The sequence below is a fragment of the Streptosporangium vulgare genome (genome assembly GCF_042428775.1).
In the GTDB taxonomy this organism is placed as follows: domain Bacteria; phylum Actinomycetota; class Actinomycetes; order Streptosporangiales; family Streptosporangiaceae; genus Streptosporangium; species Streptosporangium vulgare.
This window is the reverse complement of the sequence record NZ_JBHMBS010000003.1, coordinates 581,941-599,780: the sequence shown is the minus strand read 5'-3', so window position 1 is coordinate 599,780 and position 17,840 is coordinate 581,941. Positions and strand designations below refer to the sequence as shown.

The 17,840-nt window shown below is 72.7% G+C and carries 17 protein-coding genes; 6 read left to right on the top strand and 11 right to left on the bottom strand.

Features of this window, described 5'->3' with window-relative positions; translation table 11 throughout:
• Positions 1-32: 32 nt before the first annotated feature.
• Both ACFFRH_RS09365 and ACFFRH_RS09360 read right to left on the bottom strand, forming a co-directional pair.
• Complete coding sequence (locus tag ACFFRH_RS09365; RefSeq protein ID WP_386155638.1) at positions 33-728, bottom strand: SDR family oxidoreductase; 696 nt, start codon at positions 726-728, stop codon at positions 33-35.
• A 30-nt stretch (positions 729-758) separates the two neighbouring features.
• Complete coding sequence (locus tag ACFFRH_RS09360) at positions 759-1,088, bottom strand: hypothetical protein (protein ID WP_386155636.1); 330 nt, start codon at positions 1,086-1,088, stop codon at positions 759-761.
• Positions 1,089-1,126: 38 nt separating this feature from the next.
• Here ACFFRH_RS09360 and ACFFRH_RS09355 point away from each other — a divergent pair, with 38 nt between their 5' ends.
• The 3 genes from ACFFRH_RS09355 (at position 1,127) to ACFFRH_RS09345 (ending at position 3,631) form a co-directional block, all read left to right on the top strand.
• Positions 1,127-1,657: a PadR family transcriptional regulator gene (locus tag ACFFRH_RS09355; RefSeq protein ID WP_386155634.1), complete on the top strand. Its 531-nt coding sequence runs from the start codon at positions 1,127-1,129 to the stop codon at positions 1,655-1,657.
• Positions 1,658-1,905: 248 nt separating this feature from the next.
• A complete protein-coding gene (locus ACFFRH_RS09350) occupies positions 1,906-2,865 on the top strand; it encodes an ATP-binding cassette domain-containing protein (RefSeq protein ID WP_386155632.1) in 960 nt (319 codons plus the stop codon).
• A 16-nt stretch (positions 2,866-2,881) separates the two neighbouring features.
• Positions 2,882-3,631, top strand: a complete 750-nt coding sequence (locus ACFFRH_RS09345) for an ABC transporter permease (protein ID WP_386155630.1) — start codon at positions 2,882-2,884, stop codon at positions 3,629-3,631.
• 94 nt (positions 3,632-3,725) lie between these two features.
• On the opposite strand, the gene ACFFRH_RS09340 is transcribed toward ACFFRH_RS09345, so the two are convergent.
• From ACFFRH_RS09340 to ACFFRH_RS09330, 3 genes are all read right to left on the bottom strand, one after another.
• Positions 3,726-4,550, bottom strand: a complete 825-nt coding sequence (locus ACFFRH_RS09340; RefSeq protein WP_386155628.1) for a MurR/RpiR family transcriptional regulator — start codon at positions 4,548-4,550, stop codon at positions 3,726-3,728.
• Between the two features lie 272 nt (positions 4,551-4,822).
• Entirely contained in the window at positions 4,823-6,478 is a 1,656-nt protein-coding gene (gene hutU / locus ACFFRH_RS09335; protein WP_386155626.1) for a urocanate hydratase, read from the bottom strand.
• A gap of 460 nt (positions 6,479-6,938) precedes the next feature.
• Positions 6,939-8,654: an ABC transporter ATP-binding protein gene (locus ACFFRH_RS09330; RefSeq protein ID WP_386155624.1), complete on the bottom strand. Its 1,716-nt coding sequence runs from the start codon at positions 8,652-8,654 to the stop codon at positions 6,939-6,941.
• Between the two features lie 528 nt (positions 8,655-9,182).
• Between ACFFRH_RS09330 and ACFFRH_RS09325 the strand changes: the two genes are divergently transcribed.
• The 3 genes from ACFFRH_RS09325 to ACFFRH_RS09315 all read left to right on the top strand — a co-directional run bounded on the left by ACFFRH_RS09325 (position 9,183) and on the right by ACFFRH_RS09315 (position 14,011).
• Positions 9,183-10,574, top strand: a complete 1,392-nt coding sequence (locus ACFFRH_RS09325; protein ID WP_386155622.1) for a DUF4331 domain-containing protein — start codon at positions 9,183-9,185, stop codon at positions 10,572-10,574.
• Positions 10,575-10,796: 222 nt separating this feature from the next.
• Positions 10,797-12,104 carry a tetratricopeptide repeat protein gene (locus tag ACFFRH_RS09320; protein ID WP_386155620.1) on the top strand — a complete coding sequence of 436 codons (1,308 nt, stop codon included), beginning with the start codon at positions 10,797-10,799 and terminating at the stop codon, positions 12,102-12,104.
• Positions 12,101-14,011: a nickel/cobalt transporter gene (locus ACFFRH_RS09315; RefSeq protein WP_386155618.1), complete on the top strand. Its 1,911-nt coding sequence runs from the start codon at positions 12,101-12,103 to the stop codon at positions 14,009-14,011. The genes ACFFRH_RS09320 and ACFFRH_RS09315 overlap by 4 nt, the downstream gene beginning before the upstream one ends.
• Positions 14,012-14,133: 122 nt before the next feature.
• Here the strand turns inward: ACFFRH_RS09315 and ACFFRH_RS09310 are convergent, their stop codons facing one another.
• The 6 genes from ACFFRH_RS09310 to ACFFRH_RS09285 form a co-directional block, all read right to left on the bottom strand.
• Positions 14,134-14,322 carry a hypothetical protein gene (locus tag ACFFRH_RS09310; RefSeq protein WP_386155616.1) on the bottom strand — a complete coding sequence of 63 codons (189 nt, stop codon included), beginning with the start codon at positions 14,320-14,322 and terminating at the stop codon, positions 14,134-14,136.
• A gap of 11 nt (positions 14,323-14,333) precedes the next feature.
• The gene (locus tag ACFFRH_RS09305) at positions 14,334-14,816 is read right to left on the bottom strand and encodes a hypothetical protein (protein WP_386155614.1); all 483 of its coding nucleotides are present in this window, start codon (positions 14,814-14,816) and stop codon (positions 14,334-14,336) included.
• Between the two features lie 47 nt (positions 14,817-14,863).
• The gene (locus ACFFRH_RS09300) at positions 14,864-15,550 is read right to left on the bottom strand and encodes a nucleotidyl transferase AbiEii/AbiGii toxin family protein (protein WP_386155612.1); all 687 of its coding nucleotides are present in this window, start codon (positions 15,548-15,550) and stop codon (positions 14,864-14,866) included.
• Complete coding sequence (locus ACFFRH_RS09295; RefSeq protein ID WP_344746192.1) at positions 15,547-15,987, bottom strand: hypothetical protein; 441 nt, start codon at positions 15,985-15,987, stop codon at positions 15,547-15,549. Before ACFFRH_RS09295 ends, ACFFRH_RS09300 begins: the two co-directional genes overlap by 4 nt.
• Positions 15,988-16,036: 49 nt before the next feature.
• Entirely contained in the window at positions 16,037-16,789 is a 753-nt protein-coding gene (locus ACFFRH_RS09290) for a hypothetical protein (RefSeq protein WP_344746193.1), read from the bottom strand.
• A gap of 302 nt (positions 16,790-17,091) precedes the next feature.
• On the bottom strand, positions 17,092-17,811 hold the full coding sequence (locus tag ACFFRH_RS09285; RefSeq protein WP_386155610.1) for a FadR/GntR family transcriptional regulator: 720 nt from the start codon (positions 17,809-17,811) through the stop codon (positions 17,092-17,094).
• Positions 17,812-17,840: the final 29 nt, after the last annotated feature.

The following is a 17,840-nucleotide window of genomic DNA, read 5'->3' as shown; positions in this document are numbered from 1 at the left end:
TCCCCATTCCCCCGGGATCCGCCGTGCCGCCCTCAGTTCGGGGGGCCTGCGGCGGGGCGGACGGTGATCTCGGTGATGTGGGCGTCGGGGGAGGCGGTCAGGGCCGTCAGCACCAGCCGGGCCACCGAGTCCGGGTCGAGGTAGTTCTCCGGCTGGTAGGGGCCGCCCTCGCGGGCGCGGACCTCGCGCTGCATGTCGGTGGCGACCCGCCCCGGGTAGATCGTGGTGACCCGGAGCTCGGGCTCCTCCAGGCGGAGCCCGTCGGCGAAGGCGCGCAGCGCGTGCTTGCTGGCCGCGTAGGAGACCCAGTTCGGGTTGGCCCGCTGCCCCGACCCGGAGTTGATCAGCACCACGTGGCCGCGCGCCGCGCGGAGCGCGGGCAGCAGCAGCCGGGTCAGCTCTGCCACCGCGATCACGTTGATCTCCATCGTGCGCCGCCACACCTCGGCCGGGGTCTCCTCGACCCGTCCCAGGGTCACCACGCCCGCGCTGTGCACCAGCACGTCGAGCCGGTCGATGCCGGAGACGTCGGCCTCCGTGACGGCGGTGAGCTCCACCGGCCAGGGCCGCGCCGCCGAGGCGCCGGGCAGGCCGGAGGCCGTCTCGGCCAGGGCCTCGGCGTCGCGGCCGCCGAGCAGCAGGTCGTGCGTGGGAGCCAGGGCCCGGGCGATCGCGGCGCCGACCCCTCTGGAGGCGCCGGTGATCAGCGCGTTGGGGCGTACGGACATGGCGATCACCTTACTCCGGGCGGAAATCCCTCACTCGGGGCGGAACGTCTCCGGCCCGGGACGCTCCAGCGTCACCGCTAGGACGTTCTCGCGCGGGTAGCCGAAGTCGTTCGGCCGGACCCTGACCGCGTCGATCGCGGCCTCCACGATCACGCATCGGTACCACTCCCCGCCCTCCAGGAACAGCCAGGGCCGCGTCAGCACCTCCAGCCCGGACCGGTGGACCACCTCCAGCGCCTCCTCCTCCGGAGCCGTCTCCCCCAGGGGGTAGCCGAACACGGTCAGGGGCTCCCAGCCCTCGCCCGCCGGGCGGATGAAGCCCAGGAGGGCACCGTCGTCGTCACGTCTGATCTCTCGCATGCTTGACACCATACTCAAATTTGAATACAAACTTGAGCATGTCTTCCACTCGGACCCTGCTGCTCGGCGTGCTGCTCGACGGCCCGCTGCACGGCTACGAGGTACGGCGCCGCCTCGAACTGTGGGGCGCCGACAGCTGGGCCAACGTGGCCTACGGCTCGATCTACCACGGCCTGGCCAAGATGGCCGAGGAGGGGCTGCTGGAGATCGTCGAGCAGGGCAGGGGCGGCAAGACGGTCTACGGCATCACCGAGATGGGACGCGCCGACTTCGGGCAGCAGCTGATGAACAGCTGGTGGTTCGTGAAGCCGATCGTCGACCCCTTCCAGGTCGCGCTCACCTTCATGGACCGTCTCCCCCCGGCCGACCTGGTCAACGCCATGGAGGCGAGGGCCGAGCAGCTGCGGGCGTCCATCTCGATGATGCGGCGCGCGCTGGGCGGCAAGCAGGGCTACGGAGCCCCCCGGCACATCGACGAGTGCCTCCAGCTCAACATCCGCCAGTTCCAGGCCCAGCTCGACTGGATCGAGGCGTCCGTCGCCGACGTCAGGGCCGGAAAGCTGCCCTGAGCCCCGTTCCGAGCCCTGCCCTGAGCCCTCCCCGAGCCCTCCCCGAGCCCTGCCTTGGCCCCCGCCCCGGACCGCGCCCGGCAGGCCGCCGACGGGCGTGACCTCGCCCGTTCGCGGAAAAGCGCCGGGCCGCGCACCGGGACACCGGCCGCCCCCTGAAGTCTCCGGACGATCGCCGGGCCCGAAATCCGGTTGAGCCTCCGCCGCCGTTCCCCGAACCTTTCCGTACCCCCCTACGACGGAGAATCATGATCATCGAAGCGCACGACCTGCGCAAGACCTTCACCACCAGGCGCGGCAGGGACAGCCCGCGGGAGGTCGAGGCCGTCAAAGGCGTCGACCTGTCCGTCGCCGAGGGCGAGATCTTCGCCTTCCTCGGCCCGAACGGCGCGGGGAAGACCACCACGATCCGGATGCTCGCCACCCTCGTCGCCCCGACCTCCGGCACCGCCCGGGTGGCGGGCCACGACGTGGTCACCGAGGCGGCCAGGGTGCGGGAGAAGATCGGCTACGTCGGCCAGGGCGGCGGCGTGGACGAGAACTCCCCCGGCCGCGAGGGGCTCGTCCTCGCCGCCAGGATCGGCGGCATGTCCCGCGCACGGGCGAAGGCCCGCAGCGAGGAGATCCTGGCCGCGTTCGACCTGGCCGGGCTGGCCGACCGTCCCGTACGGACGCTGTCCGGCGGGCAGAAGCGCAGGTTCGCCCTCGCCGTCGGCCTGGTCAACCGTCCGCCGCTGTTCTTCCTCGACGAGCCCACCACCGGCCTCGACCCGCAGAACCGCGCCAACCTGTGGGACGAGGTGCGCTCCCTGCGCGAGCGGGGCACCAGCGTGCTGCTGACCACCCACTACCTGGAGGAGGCCGACGCGCTCTGCGACCGGCTGGTCATCATCGACCACGGCCGCGTCGTCGCGGAGGGCACCCCCGCCGAGCTCAAGAAGGAGGTCGCGGGCGACGTCGTCACGCTCCGCCTCGACCGGGCCGCCGAGGCGCGGGCGCTCCTCGACGCCGAGCCGTACGTGAGAGAGGTCCGCGAGGAGGAGGACGTCCTGCGCGCCTACCTCGACGACGGGGAGCACAACCTGCCCGCCCTGCTCCGCGCCCTGGAGGCCGGGGGGCTGCCGATCCGGTCGATCTCCCTGGACCGGGCCACGCTCGACGACGTGTTCCTGCGCCACACCGGCCGTTCCCTGCGCGACGCGAACTGAACGACAAGGACCTCCCGTGCTCCGACACACGACGCTGTTTTTGGGCTACGAGCTCAGGGCCACCCTGCGCAACCCCGTCTGGCCGCTGTTCGGCCTGATGCAGCCCGTCCTGTACCTGCTCCTCTTCGCGCCGCTGGTGGCCAACACCACGGCGGGCGGCACCATGGGCGACACGCTGCGGATGTTCACGCCCGGCGTGATGATGATGATCGCCCTGTTCGGCTCGCTCTTCGTGGGCTTCAGCATGATCAACGAGATCCGCAACGGCTACCTGGAACGGCTCGCGGTCAGCGCCGTCTGGCGGCCCGCGATCGTGCTGGGCCGCACCCTGCGCGACATGATCGTGCTGGTCGTCCAGGCCCTGCTGGTGATCGCGCTGGCCACGCTGATGGGCATGCGGGCCAGCCTGCCGGGGCTGGCGCTCATGCTGGTGCTGATGGCCGCCACCGGGCTGCTCGCCTCCGGCCTGTCGTACGGCATGGCGCTGGCGCTGCGCGACGAGAACGGCATGTCGCAGATCATGCAGTTCTTCGCGATGCCGCTGATCCTGCTCACCGGCATCATGCTGCCCATGTCGCTGGCCCCCGACTGGATGCGGGCGGTCGCGCAATTCAACCCGCTCTACCACGCGGTCGAGGCCGGCCGGGCGCTGTTCGACGGCGACTTCTCCGACGGCTCGATCCCGCTGGCCTTCGGCCTCATCCTGGCCCTGGCCGCGATCAGCCTGCGCTGGTCGGTCTCCTCGATGAGGCGGCTCGCCGGATAGGCCCGGCGAGCCTCGGGCGACCCGATGACGCCTCGATCCCGCGACGGCGCCTCTCACGACGTCTCTCACGGCGCCCGGCGAGACTCCCGCGCCGTCAGTCGAGCTGCTCGGTGAAGACCCCGGCCCGGTCGGTCATCCGCTCGTACTCCTCAAGCCGGGCCTGGGTGCGCAGCGGCGCCGCGTCGGCCATCGCCTCCACCAGCACCATGGCCAGGGCGAGCGGCGCCGCGTGCGAGTCGAAGACCAGCCGCTCGCCGACGGGGGCGGCCAGCACCACGTCGGCCTCGAAGGGCACGTCCCGCCGGTCGGTGATCACCGCCGTACGCAGGCCGAGGTCGCGGGCGCCGCGCAGGGCCTGCACGGCCTCCGCCGGGTAGCGGGGCAGGACCACCGCGACCAGCCAGCCCGCCCCCGCCCGGCGCGCGGCGTGCAGGCCGTCGGCGAGCTCCGAGCCGCCGTGGGTGAGCAGGCGGACGTCGGGGTGGATGCGTCGCGCGAAGTAGGCGAACGTGGTGGCCAGCCCGCTCGAGACCCGCAGGCCCAGCACCGGCAGTGGCTCGCACCCCGCCAGGTTGGCGCCCAGCTCCGAGAGGTCGGAGGGATCGCTCAGCGTGTCGCGCACGCTCCGCAGGTTGTCGATCTCCACGTCGATCGCGGTCTGCAGGTCGTTGGCCCGCGACGGTTTCCTGCCGCCCACGACGAGGGGCCGCAGCGCCTGCCTGAGCTCGGGATATCCCGCGAAACCGAGCACCACCGCGAACCGCGTCACCGACGGCTGGCTCACCCCGGCCCGGTCGGCCAGCTCCACGCTGGACAGGAAGACGGCCTCGGACAGGTGGTCGCCCAGGTAGCGCGCGATCCGCCGCTGCACGGGCGACAGCCGTCGCCCCTCCAGAAGCCGGTCCAGTCCGTCGCCCACTCCCCCTCCAACCGCTCGAAGCCCCACGAGCATTCCTCTCCCCCGTCCCGCCCCGTTGTCGTTCCTACACCCCGGCGGGAGGGAGCGAGCGGCGCCCGGAGGATTCGACCCCGGAATCGGGACGCGGATCCGCGAACCGACACCCGTTCGAACCGGCGGAAAGCCGGGTGTTCCCGGTCAGAACGGGCACCGCGACCGGGAACACCCGGCTTTCCACCCGTCACCGGGGGGCCGGTCAGGACTCGCACGCCCCGGTCGCGGCACTCACCCCGTCAGGACTCGCGCATCGGGATGCGCACGCCTCGCTCCTCGGCCACGGTGACGGCCTCGTCGTACCCGGCGTCGACGTGGCGGATGACACCCGTGCCCGGGTCGTTGGTGAGGACCCGGTTGAGCTTCTCGGCACCGAGCCTGGTGCCGTCGGCCACGGTGACCTGCCCGGCGTGGATGGAACGGCCGATGCCGACGCCGCCGCCGTGGTGGATGGAGACCCACGCGGCGCCGGAGGCGACGTTGAGCATCGCGTTCAGCAGCGGCCAGTCGGCGATCGCGTCGGAGCCGTCGGCCATGCCCTCGGTCTCCCGGTACGGGCTCGCGACGCTGCCGCAGTCGAGGTGGTCGCGGCCGATCACCAGCGGGGCCTCGATCTCCCCCGAGGCCACCATGTCGTTGAACCGCTCCCCGGCCAGGTGGCGCTCGCCGTACCCCAGCCAGCAGATGCGGGCGGGCAGCCCCTGGAAGTGGACCTTCTCCCCGGCCAGCCGGATCCACCGGGCGAGCGGCTCGTTGTCGGGGAACAGGTCCAGGATCGCGCGGTCGGTCTTGGCGATGTCGGAGGCGGCGCCGGAGAGCGCGGCCCAGCGGAACGGGCCCTTGCCCTCGGAGAACAGCGGCCGGATGTAGGCGGGCACGAAGCCGGGGAAGTCGAACGCGCGGGTGTAGCCGGCGAGCTGCGCCTCGCCCCGGATCGAGTTGCCGTAGTCGAACACCTCGGCCCCGGCGTCCTGGAACCCGACCATCGCCTCCACGTGGGCGGCCATCGCCTCGCGGGCCCTGCGGGTGAAGCCCGCCGGGTCCTTCTCCCGCTCGTCGGCCATGTCCTCGAAGGCCACGCCGATCGGCAGGTACATCAGCGGGTCGTGGGCGGACGTCTGGTCGGTGACGACGTCGATCTCGGCGCCCCTGCGCAGCAGCTCGGGCACGACCTCGGCCGCGTTGCCCTCGACCCCGATGCTCAGCGGCCTGCGCTGGTCGCGGGCCTCGTACGCCAGGCGCAGCGCCTCGTCGAGGTCGGCGGCGCGGACGTCCAGATAGCGGTGCTCGATCCGCCGGTCGATCGACCTGGGGTCGCAGTCGACGCAGATCACCACGCCACCGTTCATGGTCACGGCGAGCGGCTGGGCGCCGCCCATGCCGCCGAGCCCGGCGGTCAGCGTGATCGTCCCGGCGAGGCTCCCGCCGAACCTCTTGGCGGCCACGGCCCCGAAGGTCTCGTAGGTGCCCTGCAGGATGCCCTGGGTGCCGATGTAGATCCAGGAACCGGCCGTCATCTGCCCGTACATGGTCAGCCCGGCGGCCTCCAGGCGCCGGAACTCCTCCCAGTTGGCCCAGTCGGGCACCAGGTTGGAGTTGGCGATGAGCACCCGGGGAGCCCACTCGTGGGTGCGGAACACCCCGACGGGGCGGCCCGACTGCACCAGCAGCGTCTCGTCGCCCTCCAGGGTGGTGAGGGTGCGGGTGATCGCGTCGAAGGAGCGCCAGTCCCGGGCGGCCTTGCCCGAGCCGCCGTAGACGACGAGCTGTTCCGGGTGCTCGGCGACCTCGGGATCGAGATTGTTCTGGATCATGCGGAGTGCCGCCTCCTGCGGCCACCCCTTGGCGGTGAGCGTGGTGCCGCGCGGCGCGCGCACGATCCGGCTGCCGGACATGCCCGACCTCCCCCTCAGGAATGAATGAACGTATTCATATTTGGTCACTCGGAGGCTACAGGTCAACCCGGAAAAGGGGGTGTCGCGGGCAGCGCCCGCGACACCCCCTGGTGGTGGCCGTAACGATCGTCACGCCCCGATCCTCGTCCCGCACGGACGGGGCCGGGTGATCGAATGCGGCGAGCGCCCGAGTGGCGCTCCGATGCGAAGGAGAGGCTTCGCACAGGCGGGGATGCCCGATTCACCGGACGGCGAATCAGCCCCTCGGCCCGGTGTCCAAATTATTCCTTTATGGACGATATGAATTTACACAAACGAGCCGGTGACCGCAGGGCCCGCTGGGCAAACCGCTGGGCAAAGGGAACCGGGACGTGGCTCCAAGCGGGCAGCGGGCAGTAGACGGCAGGCGGCAGGAACCGGGTCGCGGCTCCGGGCGGACGACGGAAACCGGGAGACGGTTCTAGGTGGGCAACAGGAACTGGGTGGTGGCCAGCTCGCGGTAGAGGGCGTCGTCGGCGAGCAGCTCGCCGTGGGTGCCCACGGCCCGCACCCGGCCCGCCTCCATCACCACGATCCGGTCGGCCCCCGCCACGGTGGAGAGGCGGTGGGCGATCACCAGTACGGTCGTCTCCGCCGCCACCTCCGCGATCACCTCGCGGAGCCGCAGCTCGTTGACCGCGTCGAGCTGGGAGGTGGCCTCGTCGAGCAGCAGGAGCCGGGGGCTGCGCAGCAGGGCGCGGGCGATGGCGACCCGCTGGCGCTCGCCGCCGGAGAGCATGATCCCCCGATGGCCGACCCGGGTCTCCAGCCCCTCGGGGAGCCGCGAGACCAGGTCCTCCAGGCGGGTGCGGGCGAGCACCCGCCTGATGGCGGCCTCGTCCACGTCCGGCGCGGCGAAGACGAGGTTCTCCCTGAGCGTGCCGTCCAGCACCGGCGCGTCCTGCTCGACGTAGCCGAGGCAGGCGCGCAGCTCGGCGAGCGGCCAGTCCGCGATGTCGCGGCCGTCGATCGCGATCCTGCCCGCCCGCTGCTCGTAGAACCGCTCCAGCAGGGCGAAGACCGTGGACTTTCCCGCCCCCGAGGGCCCCACCAGGGCGGTCAGCCCGCCCGCGGGCACCTCGAAGGAGACGTCGTCGTGGACGACCGGCCTGTCGTCGCCGTACCGGAAGGCGACGCCCTCGAAGACGACCCCGGCCGGGACCCTGCCGACCTGGTACACCGCGCCGTCCGCCTCCTCGGCGGGCAGCTCCTCGATCTCGCGGATCCGCTGCACCGCGGCCAGGCCGTTCTGCACCTGGGTGAAGCCCTGGACCAGCTGGCCGATGGGGGCGACCAGGTAGAACAGGTACAGCAGGAAGGCGATCAGCGAGGAGACCTCCAGCGAGCCCGAGGAGACCCGCGCGCCGCCCACGCCGAGCACGGCCACGAAGGCCAGCTGCGCCGACACCCACGCCGAGACACCGGCGATCGAGGTCAGCCACGCGACGGCGATCCCGCGGTCGCGCGCCTCGCGGGCCGCCTCGCCCACCGCGGCGATCTCCCGCTCCTCGGCACCGCTGGCCTTCACCGTGCGGAACGCCTGGAGCACCCGGTCGAGGACCGCGCCCATCTCGCCGACCGCGACCTGCGCCTGCATCGAGGCGCGCCGGATGCGGGGCATGATCAGGCCGACGAACCCGCCGACCACGACCAGCACTCCCAGCGTGATGAGCAGCAGCAACCCGTCGATGACCGCCATCATCACCACGGCGCCGACGAGCATGAACAGCGAGCTGACCGTCTCGACCACGCCGCTGGTGAACACCGCCCGCAGCAGCGTGGTGTCGGAGGTCACCCGGGACATCAGGTCGCCCGGCTTGAGCCGGTCGACCTCGGACACCCGCAACCGCAGCATCCGGTCGACCAGGGTACGGCGGGCGGAGAAGACGATGCCCTCGCCCATCCGCTCCAGCACGTAACTGCCCAGCGCGCCGATGGCCGCGCCCAGCAGCACGGCGACGGTCAGGCCGAGCACCGGGCCGAGCAGGGAGCGCTGCTCACCGAAGGCGTCGACGACCGTCTTGGCCAGCAGCGGCATCGCCAGCCCCGCCAGCGAGCCGAGGAGGCTGAGCACCCCGCCCAGCAGCAGCGCTCCACGGTGCGGCCTTATGTACGCGGCCAGCAACCGCCAGGACACACTCTTGGGCGCCGCGTCCCCCCGCCCCGATTCCCGCGGTCCTCTCTCCTCCGGTCTCGTTTTGTCCGGTCCCGTGTCGTCCGGCCTCCCCGGCACCGTGTCGTCCGGCAATGTGACCCCCGGCAATGTGTCCCCCTCAGAAACGACGTGGCCGGCCTCCGGCCGCTTTTCCTGTCTACCGCGCATGAGTCCTTCTCGGGCGTCTCGCCCTGTTCCGCAATGGAATATCGACAATGTCAACATAAGTTGACGCCATTGGTTCCGTCAACCACAGTTGACGCAAAGGGCCGCGCCGGACGTACGGAAGGCGACGGGAGGGCCGCGGAGAAGACGGCGGGAAGGCCGCGGGAAGGCCGCGGGAAGGCTGCGGGAAGGCCGCGGGAAGGCTGCGGGAAATCACCCCGTCCGGCGCCAATCCGAGGAGGGCCCGGCGGCGAATGGTGAGCGAGGAACCCGGCCGGATCCTTCCCGCATCCCCGTACCCACGGCCGGTCACCCCGTGACCGGCGGCCGAAAGGACCAACTGACATGGAGCTCCGGATCAACCGGCGCGCCCTGATCGGCATGGGCGTCGCAGGGGCGCTGGCCGCTTCCTCGCTCTCCTCGTTCGCCCTGCTGAGAGCCGAGACCGGTAACGCCTCCTCGCACCGCGAGGCACCGATGATCGCGGGTGACCCCCGCAACGACAACACCGACGTGTACGCGTTCGTCAGCCCCGACAAGCCCGACACCGTCACGTTGCTGGCCAACTTCATCCCGTTCGAGGAGCCGAACGGCGGCCCGAACTTCTACCGGTTCGACACCGACTCCCGCTACAACATCAAGATCGACAGTGACGGCGACGCCAGGCCCGACGTCGTCTACCAGTGGACGTTCCGCAACGAGGACCGGCGCGGCAACGGCACCTTCCTGTACGACAACGGCCCCGTCACCTCGCTGAACGACAAGAATCTGCTGTTCAGGCAGCGCTACAGGCTCACCAGGAGCACCGCCCACGGCACCAGGACCCTGGTCGCGAACGGCGTGGTGGCGCCGAGCAACACCGGCCCGGCCTCCGTCCCCGACTACGGCAGGCTGCGCGCCCAGGCCGTCAGGAAGCTGCCCGGCGGGGGCAGCGTCTTCGCCGGGCAGTCGGACGAGGCGTTCTTCGCCGACCTGCGGGTCTTCGACCTGCTGTACGGCGGCGACCTGTCCGAGGTCGGCCAGGACACGCTCAAGGGCTACAACGTGCACAGCCTCGCCCTCCAGCTGCCCAAGGACGAGATCGCGCTGCGCGGCGACCCGAAGCGCAACCCCGTCGTCGGCGTCTGGTCCACCGTCGACAAGTGGAGCCCGAAGGGCTACGTCCAGGTCTCCCGCCTGGGCCAGCCGCTGGTCAACGAGGTCGTGGTCCCGGCCGGGCTGAAGGACGCCTTCAACGCCCTGCCCCCGGACCAGGACGCCGGGATCCCCGCCGTCGTCAAGCGCGTCACCGAGCCCGAGGTGCCCAAGCTGCTCGAGGCCATCTACGGCCTCAAGGCGCCGAAGACGCCCCGCGACGACCTGGTCGAGATCTTCCTCACCGGCATCGCCAAGAAGAACGGCCCCATCAAGGCCGACCTCAACTCGCAGAGCCTCAACAAGGACGCCGGGAAGCTGCGCCCGTCGGAGATGCTGCGGCTGAACATGGCGATCCCGCCCGCCGCGACCCCGAACAGGCTCGGCGTGCTCGCCGGCGACCCGCAGGGCTTCCCGAACGGCCGCCGCCTCGGCGACGACGTGGTCGACATCGCCCTGCAGGCGATGGCGGGTGCCGCGCGGACCGGCAGGCTCGTCGACGCGCTGGCCGCGGGCGACAAGGTCGACGCCAACGACAAGTCGTTCGGCACCGTGTTCCCGTACATCCCGCTGCCGGGCAACACGTCGGTGAACGCGAGCTGACCGCGGGGGCGCGGCGCCCGGTTCTCCCGGGCTCCGCGCCCTCGCCTCCTCACGCTCCCACGCTCCCGCGTTCCCGCCTCCTCACGCTCCCGCGTTCCCGTCTCCTCAGGCACCCACGCTCCCGCGTCGCCGCGCCCCCGCGTTCCCGCGCCCCGCGTCCCCGCGTCCCCGTGCCTCCCGTGCCTCCCGCGCGCTCCCGCGCCGACCAGAGGGATGATCACCGTGAAGACTTCCGCGAAAGCCCGTACCGCCGCGGCCGTGCTGGGCCTGGCCGCGGCGCTGACCCTCGGGGCGGCGCTGATCCCCGGCGACCGGCCCGCTCCCGCGCCCGCCACCGCCGCCGTCGCCCCGGCCCGGGTGGAGCTCGCCGGGACGCCCGCCTCCGCCGTCTCCCTCGACGGCGCGATCAGAGCGCTGACCGAGCGGCTCCGGCGGCTGCCCGCCGACCACCTCGCCTGGGCGCGTCTCGGCGCGGCCTACGTCCAGCAGGCGCGCGTCACCGCCGACCCGTCCTCCTACCCGCGTGCCGAGGAGGCGCTGGCCAGGGCCTCCGCGCTGAGTCCCGGCGACCCGGAGGTGCTCGGCGGCCTGGCCGCGCTCGCCGCCGGGCGCCACGACTTCGCCGAGGCAGTACGGCTGGCCCGCTCCTCGGTCGCCGCCAACCCCTACGGCCTGGACGCCCACGCGGTGCTGGCCGACGCCTACACCCAGCTCGGCCGGTACGGGGAGGCCAGGCGGGCCGTCGACAGGATGATGGAGCTGCGTCCCGGTGTCGCGGCCTTCACCCGGGCCTCCTACGACGCCGAGCTCAGGGGTGACCGCGCGACGGCCCGCCGGATGCTGGAACACGCGCTCTCCGACGCCTTCTCCCCCGCCGACGTCGCCTACTGCCGTCACTACCTGGGCGAACTGGCCCTGCACTCCGGTGACCCGCGCGGCGCCGCGGAGCAGTACCGGCTCGCGCTGGAGGCCGACCCCGGTTTCGTCCCCGCCCTCGCGGGAGGAGCCAGGGCCGCCGCGCTCGACGGGCGCACCGCCGAGGCGATCGACCGCTACGCCGCCGTGGTCGCGCGGCTGCCCCTCGCCCAGTACGTGGTCGAGTACGCCGAGGTGCTCGCCGCCGCGGGCAGGGACCCCTCCGAGCAGTGGACCCTGCTGCGGGCGCAGCGGGACCTGATGCGGGAGGCCGGGGTGCGGGACGACCTGACCTGGGCCGAGTACGAGGCCGACCACGGCTCCCCCGCGCTGGCCGTCACGCACGCGCGGGCCGAGTACGCCCGCAACCCGAACGTGGTCGCCTCCGACGCCCTGGCCTGGGCCCTGCACCGCGACGGCCGCAGCCGCGAGGCCCTGCCGTACGCGAGGAAGGCCACCGCCACCGGCTGGCGCAACGCCCTGCTGCTGCACCACCGCGCGGAGATCGAACGCGCCCTGGGCATGACCGCGGAGGCGGGGCGCTCCACCGCCCGCGCCCGCGCGGCCAACCCCTCCTTCTCTCCCGGCCTGCCCGCCCTCGCGAGGTTGTCATGAAGCTCACAGTGGTCCACGAACCGACGACGGCGCGCGAGCCGGTGAAGCCGCCGAAGTCGCTGGAGTTGCCGAGATCGGTGAAGCCGTCGAGGTCGGTGAAGCCGTCGAAGCCCGCGCGGGTGCCGTGTGCGGTGCTCGGCGCGGCCCTCCAGGTCGCGGTGCTGGTGGCGGCGGTCGCGGTGGGCACGGTCGGCGCGGTGGGCACGCTCACCGTCCTCGCGACCCCGGCCGCCGCCGCCACCACCGCGACCGGCCCCGCCACCACGACCGCCGCATCCACCGCATCCACGACCCGCACGGCGACCACGACCGGTACGGCCACCGCGACCACGACCCGCACGGCGACCGCGACCGGCGCGCGGGTCGCGCACCCGCTGGGCAACTTCACCGTCAACCACTACAACGGCCTGCGGATCGGCCGGGACCTGGTGGAGAACCTCGCCGTGGTGGACAGCGCCGAGCTGCCCACCCTCCAGGCTCGCCCCTCGGTGGACACCGACCACTCGGGCACGGTCTCGGACTCCGAACGGTCGGCGTACGGCACCGTCCGCTGCGCCGAGCTCGCCTCCGCGCAGCGGCTGACGGTGAACGGGACCGCGACCCCCTGGCGCGTCGCCGAGAGCGCCTTCACCTACGAGCCCGGCCAGGGCGGGTTGGAGACCACCCGCCTGACCTGCCGCCTCTCCGCCGTCGCCGCCCCTCTTCAGGGGGCTGGAACGATCGGGACCGGGACGATCTCGTTCGGCGACGGGTATCTCGCCGACCGGATCGGCTGGCGGGAGATCACGGCCGTGGCGTCGGCAGGGATGCGGCTGGCGCGGTCGTCCGTGCCCGGGACGAGCGCCAGCCGGGAACTGCGGGCCTACCCGGACGGCCTGCTGGCCAGCCCGCTCGACCAGCGCACCGCCGAGCTGGGCGTGGCCCCGGGGACCGGATCGGTGGCGGTCACGCTCCCGCTCGTACCCGACGGGCCGATCGCCGACGCGCTGGCCGCGCTGGACCGTACCTTCGTCGGCCTGATCGGCACCGACTCGCCGACCCTGCCGCTGGGGCTGCTCGCCGTCCTGCTCGCCACGGTCCTGGGCGCCGGGCACGCCCTCATCCCCGGTCACGGCAAGACCGTCATGGCCGCCTACCTCGCGGGCAGGAGGGGCCGCCCCCGTGACGCGCTGGTCGTCGGCGCCACCGTGACCGCCACCCACACCCTGGGCGTCATCGTGGTCGGCCTCCTGCTGAGCGCCTTCTCCGCGCTCACCGGAGAGGGGGTCCTCGCCTGGCTCGGCCTGGCCGGCGGCCTGCTGATCTCCGTCGTGGGCGTCCGCCTGCTGCTGTCCGCCTGGCGCGCCTACCGCACCGGCGAGGCCCCGTCCCACGGGCACTTCGGTCACGGGCACGGGCACGGGCACTTCGGTCATGGCCACGGTCATGGGCACGGTCATGGGCACGGCCACGGGCACGACCGGCTCACCGCGGAGGGTCGTACCGTGGCGCTGCTGGAGCGGGAGGGAACCGCTCCCGGCGAGGATGCCGTACGGTCACGGGACGACGGAGCCGCTCCCACCGGCGGCGAGAAGGCGGCCCCCTCGAAGGGCGGGCTCGTGGGCATGGGGGTGGCCGGAGGGCTCGTGCCCAGCCCGTCGGCGCTGGTCGTCCTGCTCGGGGCGATCGCGCTCGGCCGCACCTGGTTCGGGATCGCGCTGGTCCTGGCCTACGGCGTGGGGATGGCGGGCACGCTCACCGCCACCGGGCTGCTCCTGGTCAGGCTCACCGGACGGCTCGACCGCCTGGCCACGGCGGGCGGCGGCCTCGCGGCCCGCGTCTCGGCCCTCGCCCCGGTCGGCACCGCCGCCCTCGTCGTCCTGCTCGGCCTGGGACTGGCCCTGCGGGGCCTCACGGGCTCCCTCTGAACGACCCCCGGGCCACGTGCCCCCGGGTGACCACCGGACCACCATCGGTGTCCCGTCGATCCGGAGTCGGCTCCGAGGGGAGCCCATCGGCGGGACACCGGGGCCGGTGTGGCGGTGGGGAGTCAGCGGCGGCGGGCGCCGTACTCCTTGCGCATCTCCGCGACGGTGTCCAGGATCTCGTCCTGGGTCTTCAGAAGCTTCGCCTCGGCCTCCTCGGTCCTGGCCTCGGCCACCTTCCGGCGGTTGCCCGTCCGGCTGGCCAGCCGCAGCTTCGCCTTGGCCTTCATTTCGCGCAGGTTGAGCTTCTCCATGAGACCCATGATCAGCACCCTTCAGCAGAGAGGACCGTCGACTGCCCGGCGGGCGGCCGAGTATGCGTCCCAGGAGTTTTCCCGTCTCCCTCGGGTCCCCGGCCCCACCACCGGCCCTGTCCCGGCGACCTCGTGGATACGGAAGGTCGAAGGGGAACCCACCCCAGCGGAGAAGCCCGCCTGAGCTTCGCGGCTTCGATCAGCTCGGGCACGTGTGAGGCGTCGCCGGACGTCACCTTCGCCGGGCCGCTTCCGGTGGCGGCGGTCGCGACCACGAGGGCGTCGACCACGCATTCGTGTCCGTCCAGGCCCGTGTCCTCAAGCAGCAGGGCAGCGAGGTCGGCGACCGTCTCGGCGGCGGGAATCACCGTCAGGCGCGGCCGCTGCCAGGCCGGGCGCCTGCCCACCTGGCCGGTACGGAGCACCTCCGCCAGGGTCACGGTGCTGATCGCGGGAACGAACCCCTCCTGCCGGGCGACCGCGATACGTGCCACGATCCCGGGGTCGTCCCCGGCGAGAGAGGTCGGGGCCGGGGACGTCCTCAGTCGGGGTCGGGGACGTCGTCGTAGTCGACGTCGCCCTCCTCGGCGCGGCGCAGGCCGATGTCCTCCACCCAGGCGCAGGCGAACCGGCGGATCTCCATGATCTGCTCGCCGTCCACGCCGTACGCCTCGAAGTCCTCGTCGGCGATCAGGTCGACGAACTCCAGCCGCATCACCAGCTCGGCGAGCGAGAACTCCTCGTTGTGCAGGCGGGCGAGGTGTTCGAGCTCGCGGAAGCCGTACAGGTGGGAGACCGAGGCGATGTCGATGACGTCGCGGGCGAGGCTGCGCTCGTGCAGGGCCCGCATCTTCAGGCCGACCGCGTCGTCCAGGGAGACGACGGAGACGTCGCCGACGATCACGGGCTGCTGCTGGAACGCCTCCCTGAGCAGGTCGAACTCGCAGCTCTGCTCGGTCACCGGGTCGCTGACCACGAGGCGGCCCATCCGGGGCGTCACCTCCGTCAGGGTGACCTCCAGCCCGGCCTCCCTGAACGCCTCGGCCATCCCCTCGGCGACCTCGGGCAGCGGCGTCTCGGCGGCGGTGGCGAAGTCGAGGTCGTTGCTCGGGCGTTCGGTGAAGCCGTGGGCGTTCATCGCGTAACCGCCCGCGAGGACCAGCCCGAACCGGGAGCAGGCGGGCAGCGCGGCCTCCAGCATCCGCTGCTGGAAGGGCGGCAGGATCATCGCTCCCACCCCGGCGTCACGGCGCCCACCCCGACGTCGGTCCCCGGCGCGGCGTCACGCCCGCCTCCCGGTCCCGCCTCGGCGCCTTGCCCGCCTCCGGGGCCCGGCCCGGCGTCGGACCGCCACCCCAGGGTGGTGATCTTGGTTTCCCAGGCCCTCCGGTAGCTCGGCCCGATGCCCCGGCGCAGGGTCGGCCAGTCGGCCACGAGGAGCTCGGCGTTCAGGTAGGACTCGGCGTCGGACCGGCCGCCGCCGGTGATGACCGTGCGGTAGAGGCTCATCCGCAGCAGCGGGTTCACCAGGTCGTACTCGGTGAGCCCGGACCAGCCGAGGTGCACGGGCAGGGCGACCGTCCCCGTCGCCGGGCCGCGCAGGTCGGCCAGCGATTCGGGGACGCGCTGCTCCACGCCGTCCCAGCGGGACGGAAGCGTACTCACGTCTCCCAGTATGCCCGTGATTCGCCCGGGGTCCACGGGGCGCGCGGGCTCAGCGGCGGGAACGGCGGCGGGTGGAGGGGAGATCGTGGCGGCCGGAGAGGAACTCCTGGAAGGCGATCTTGCCGCGGATCACCGGGCGGCGCCAGCGCTCCTCGCGGCCCTCGGCCCTCGCCATCTTGCGGGGCTGCGGGCGCCGTGAGTCGGGCGCGAAGAACCAGTGCGCCCACGGCGATCCCGGGCGGGCCAGCCGGATCGCGCCGGGCACCAGGAGGATCGGGACGAAGAGTCCGGCGAGACCCGTCCAGATCTTGCCCTTGAGCAGCGTGATCACGGCGAGCACGAGGTTGGTCACGATGAGGCCGACCGTGAGCCAGGTGCCGCGGGGTTCGCTGTCGTAGTCCTCCCAGCCGAGGGGGCGCAGGCCGAGCAGGAGCAGGCCGGTGACCGCGACGGCGACGAACACGGCGTCGACCGACGCCCGGCCCTCCTCCTCCCAGTAGACGTCGTGCAGGTGCAGGATCAGCGCGAACTCGTCCAGGATCAGGGCGGCCCCGGCGCCGAAGACGGCCGCCGTCACCGCGTACCAGCCGTCGGAGACCCCCGAGACGATGAGGCCGGACACCCCGCCGAGCAGGGTGAGCACCACGCCGAACACCACGTGGTGGATGTGCATCTCGCCGACGTTGACGTCGCCGAACCAGCCGATCTTGGCGCGGATGAGCCGGACGTTGATCCTGGTGAGCAGGAAGACGACGATCAGCGCGACGAAGAAACAGAACAGCGGCAGCCGTCCTGTGTCCATGATCCGCTCTCGGAACAAATCCCCCACCATCCCTCAGGCTATGCGAGGAAGACCCCCCGGCAGGCGCGGGAGCCCCGGCGGCACGGCGGTTCCCCCGGCACCCACGGGAGTTTCCCGGATGGCGGCACGAGGCCCGGATGTCCGCACGAGGCCCGGGCGCTCGCCCAGCGCCCGGACGCCCGTACGAGGCACCCCCGCGCCCCTACGAAGCACGCCGCACCCGTACGAGGCATGCCGCCCCTGTAACGAGACACGCCGTCCCCGTAACGAGCCCCCCGCACCCGTACGGGACACGGCGCGCGTCAGGTGAGGAAGCCGCGCAGCAGCGCCGCGGTCCCCTCCAGGTGCTCGGCCACGGCGCGGCGCGCGGCCTCCGGGTCCCCGGCGAGGATCGCCGTCACGATCGCCTGGTGCTGGACCGCGGCGTGCTCGATGTTGCGCTGGAGCACCGGGATGGCGTTGAGCAGGTCGGTGACCCGGAGCCTGGCGTCGGCGCAGGCCCCGGCGAGCAGGGGGGAGCCGGTCAGCTCGGCGATGGCGAGGTGGAAGGCCGTGTCGAGACGGCGGTAGTCGTCGGGCCCGGCCGCGTTGACCTCGCGCAGCCTCTCCCGCAGGGTCTCGCGCCGCTCCTCGGTGAGCGGGGTGGTGGCGAGCACCTGGGCCGCACCGCACTCGACCGCCATCCTGAAGGTGAGCGCGTCGGACAGGTCGTCGGTGCCCATGTCGACCACGGCCCTGCGCAGGTCGTCCCGGTGCGGGCGGGGCGGGGTGTAGGTGAGGAAGGCGCCGCCGTACCGGCCGCGGCGCACCTCCAGGTATCCGGCGTCCTGCAGCTCGCGGATGGCCTCGCGCAGGGTGACCCTGCTGATGCCGAGCTGGGCGGCGAGCTCCCGCTCGGGCGGCAGCTTCTCGGCCACCAGCCCCAGTTTGATGACCTGGAGCAGGCGCTCCACGGTCTCCTCGAACGCGTTGCCCGCGCGCACCGGCCGCAGCACGGCGGTCAATCGCGACACCTCATCCAATTATCCCCTCCGGCCCTTGACAAGGCTCC

Bases quoted from the DNA above. Each gene is read 5' to 3' on its own strand.
- ACFFRH_RS09365 (WP_386155638.1), bottom strand. From the start codon at position 728: ATGTCCGTACGCCCCAACGCGCTGATCACCGGCGCCTCCAGAGGGGTC.
- ACFFRH_RS09360 (WP_386155636.1), bottom strand. From the start codon at position 1,088: ATGCGAGAGATCAGACGTGACGACGACGGTGCCCTCCTGGGCTTCATC.
- ACFFRH_RS09355 (WP_386155634.1), top strand. From the start codon at position 1,127: ATGTCTTCCACTCGGACCCTGCTGCTCGGCGTGCTGCTCGACGGCCCG.
- ACFFRH_RS09350 (WP_386155632.1), top strand. From the start codon at position 1,906: ATGATCATCGAAGCGCACGACCTGCGCAAGACCTTCACCACCAGGCGC.
- hutU (WP_386155626.1), bottom strand. From the start codon at position 6,478: ATGTCCGGCAGCCGGATCGTGCGCGCGCCGCGCGGCACCACGCTCACC.
- ACFFRH_RS09325 (WP_386155622.1), top strand. From the start codon at position 9,183: ATGGAGCTCCGGATCAACCGGCGCGCCCTGATCGGCATGGGCGTCGCA.
- ACFFRH_RS09315 (WP_386155618.1), top strand. From the start codon at position 12,101: ATGAAGCTCACAGTGGTCCACGAACCGACGACGGCGCGCGAGCCGGTG.
- ACFFRH_RS09310 (WP_386155616.1), bottom strand. From the start codon at position 14,322: ATGGAGAAGCTCAACCTGCGCGAAATGAAGGCCAAGGCGAAGCTGCGG.
- ACFFRH_RS09300 (WP_386155612.1), bottom strand. From the start codon at position 15,550: ATGATCCTGCCGCCCTTCCAGCAGCGGATGCTGGAGGCCGCGCTGCCC.
- ACFFRH_RS09290 (WP_344746193.1), bottom strand. From the start codon at position 16,789: ATGGACACAGGACGGCTGCCGCTGTTCTGTTTCTTCGTCGCGCTGATC.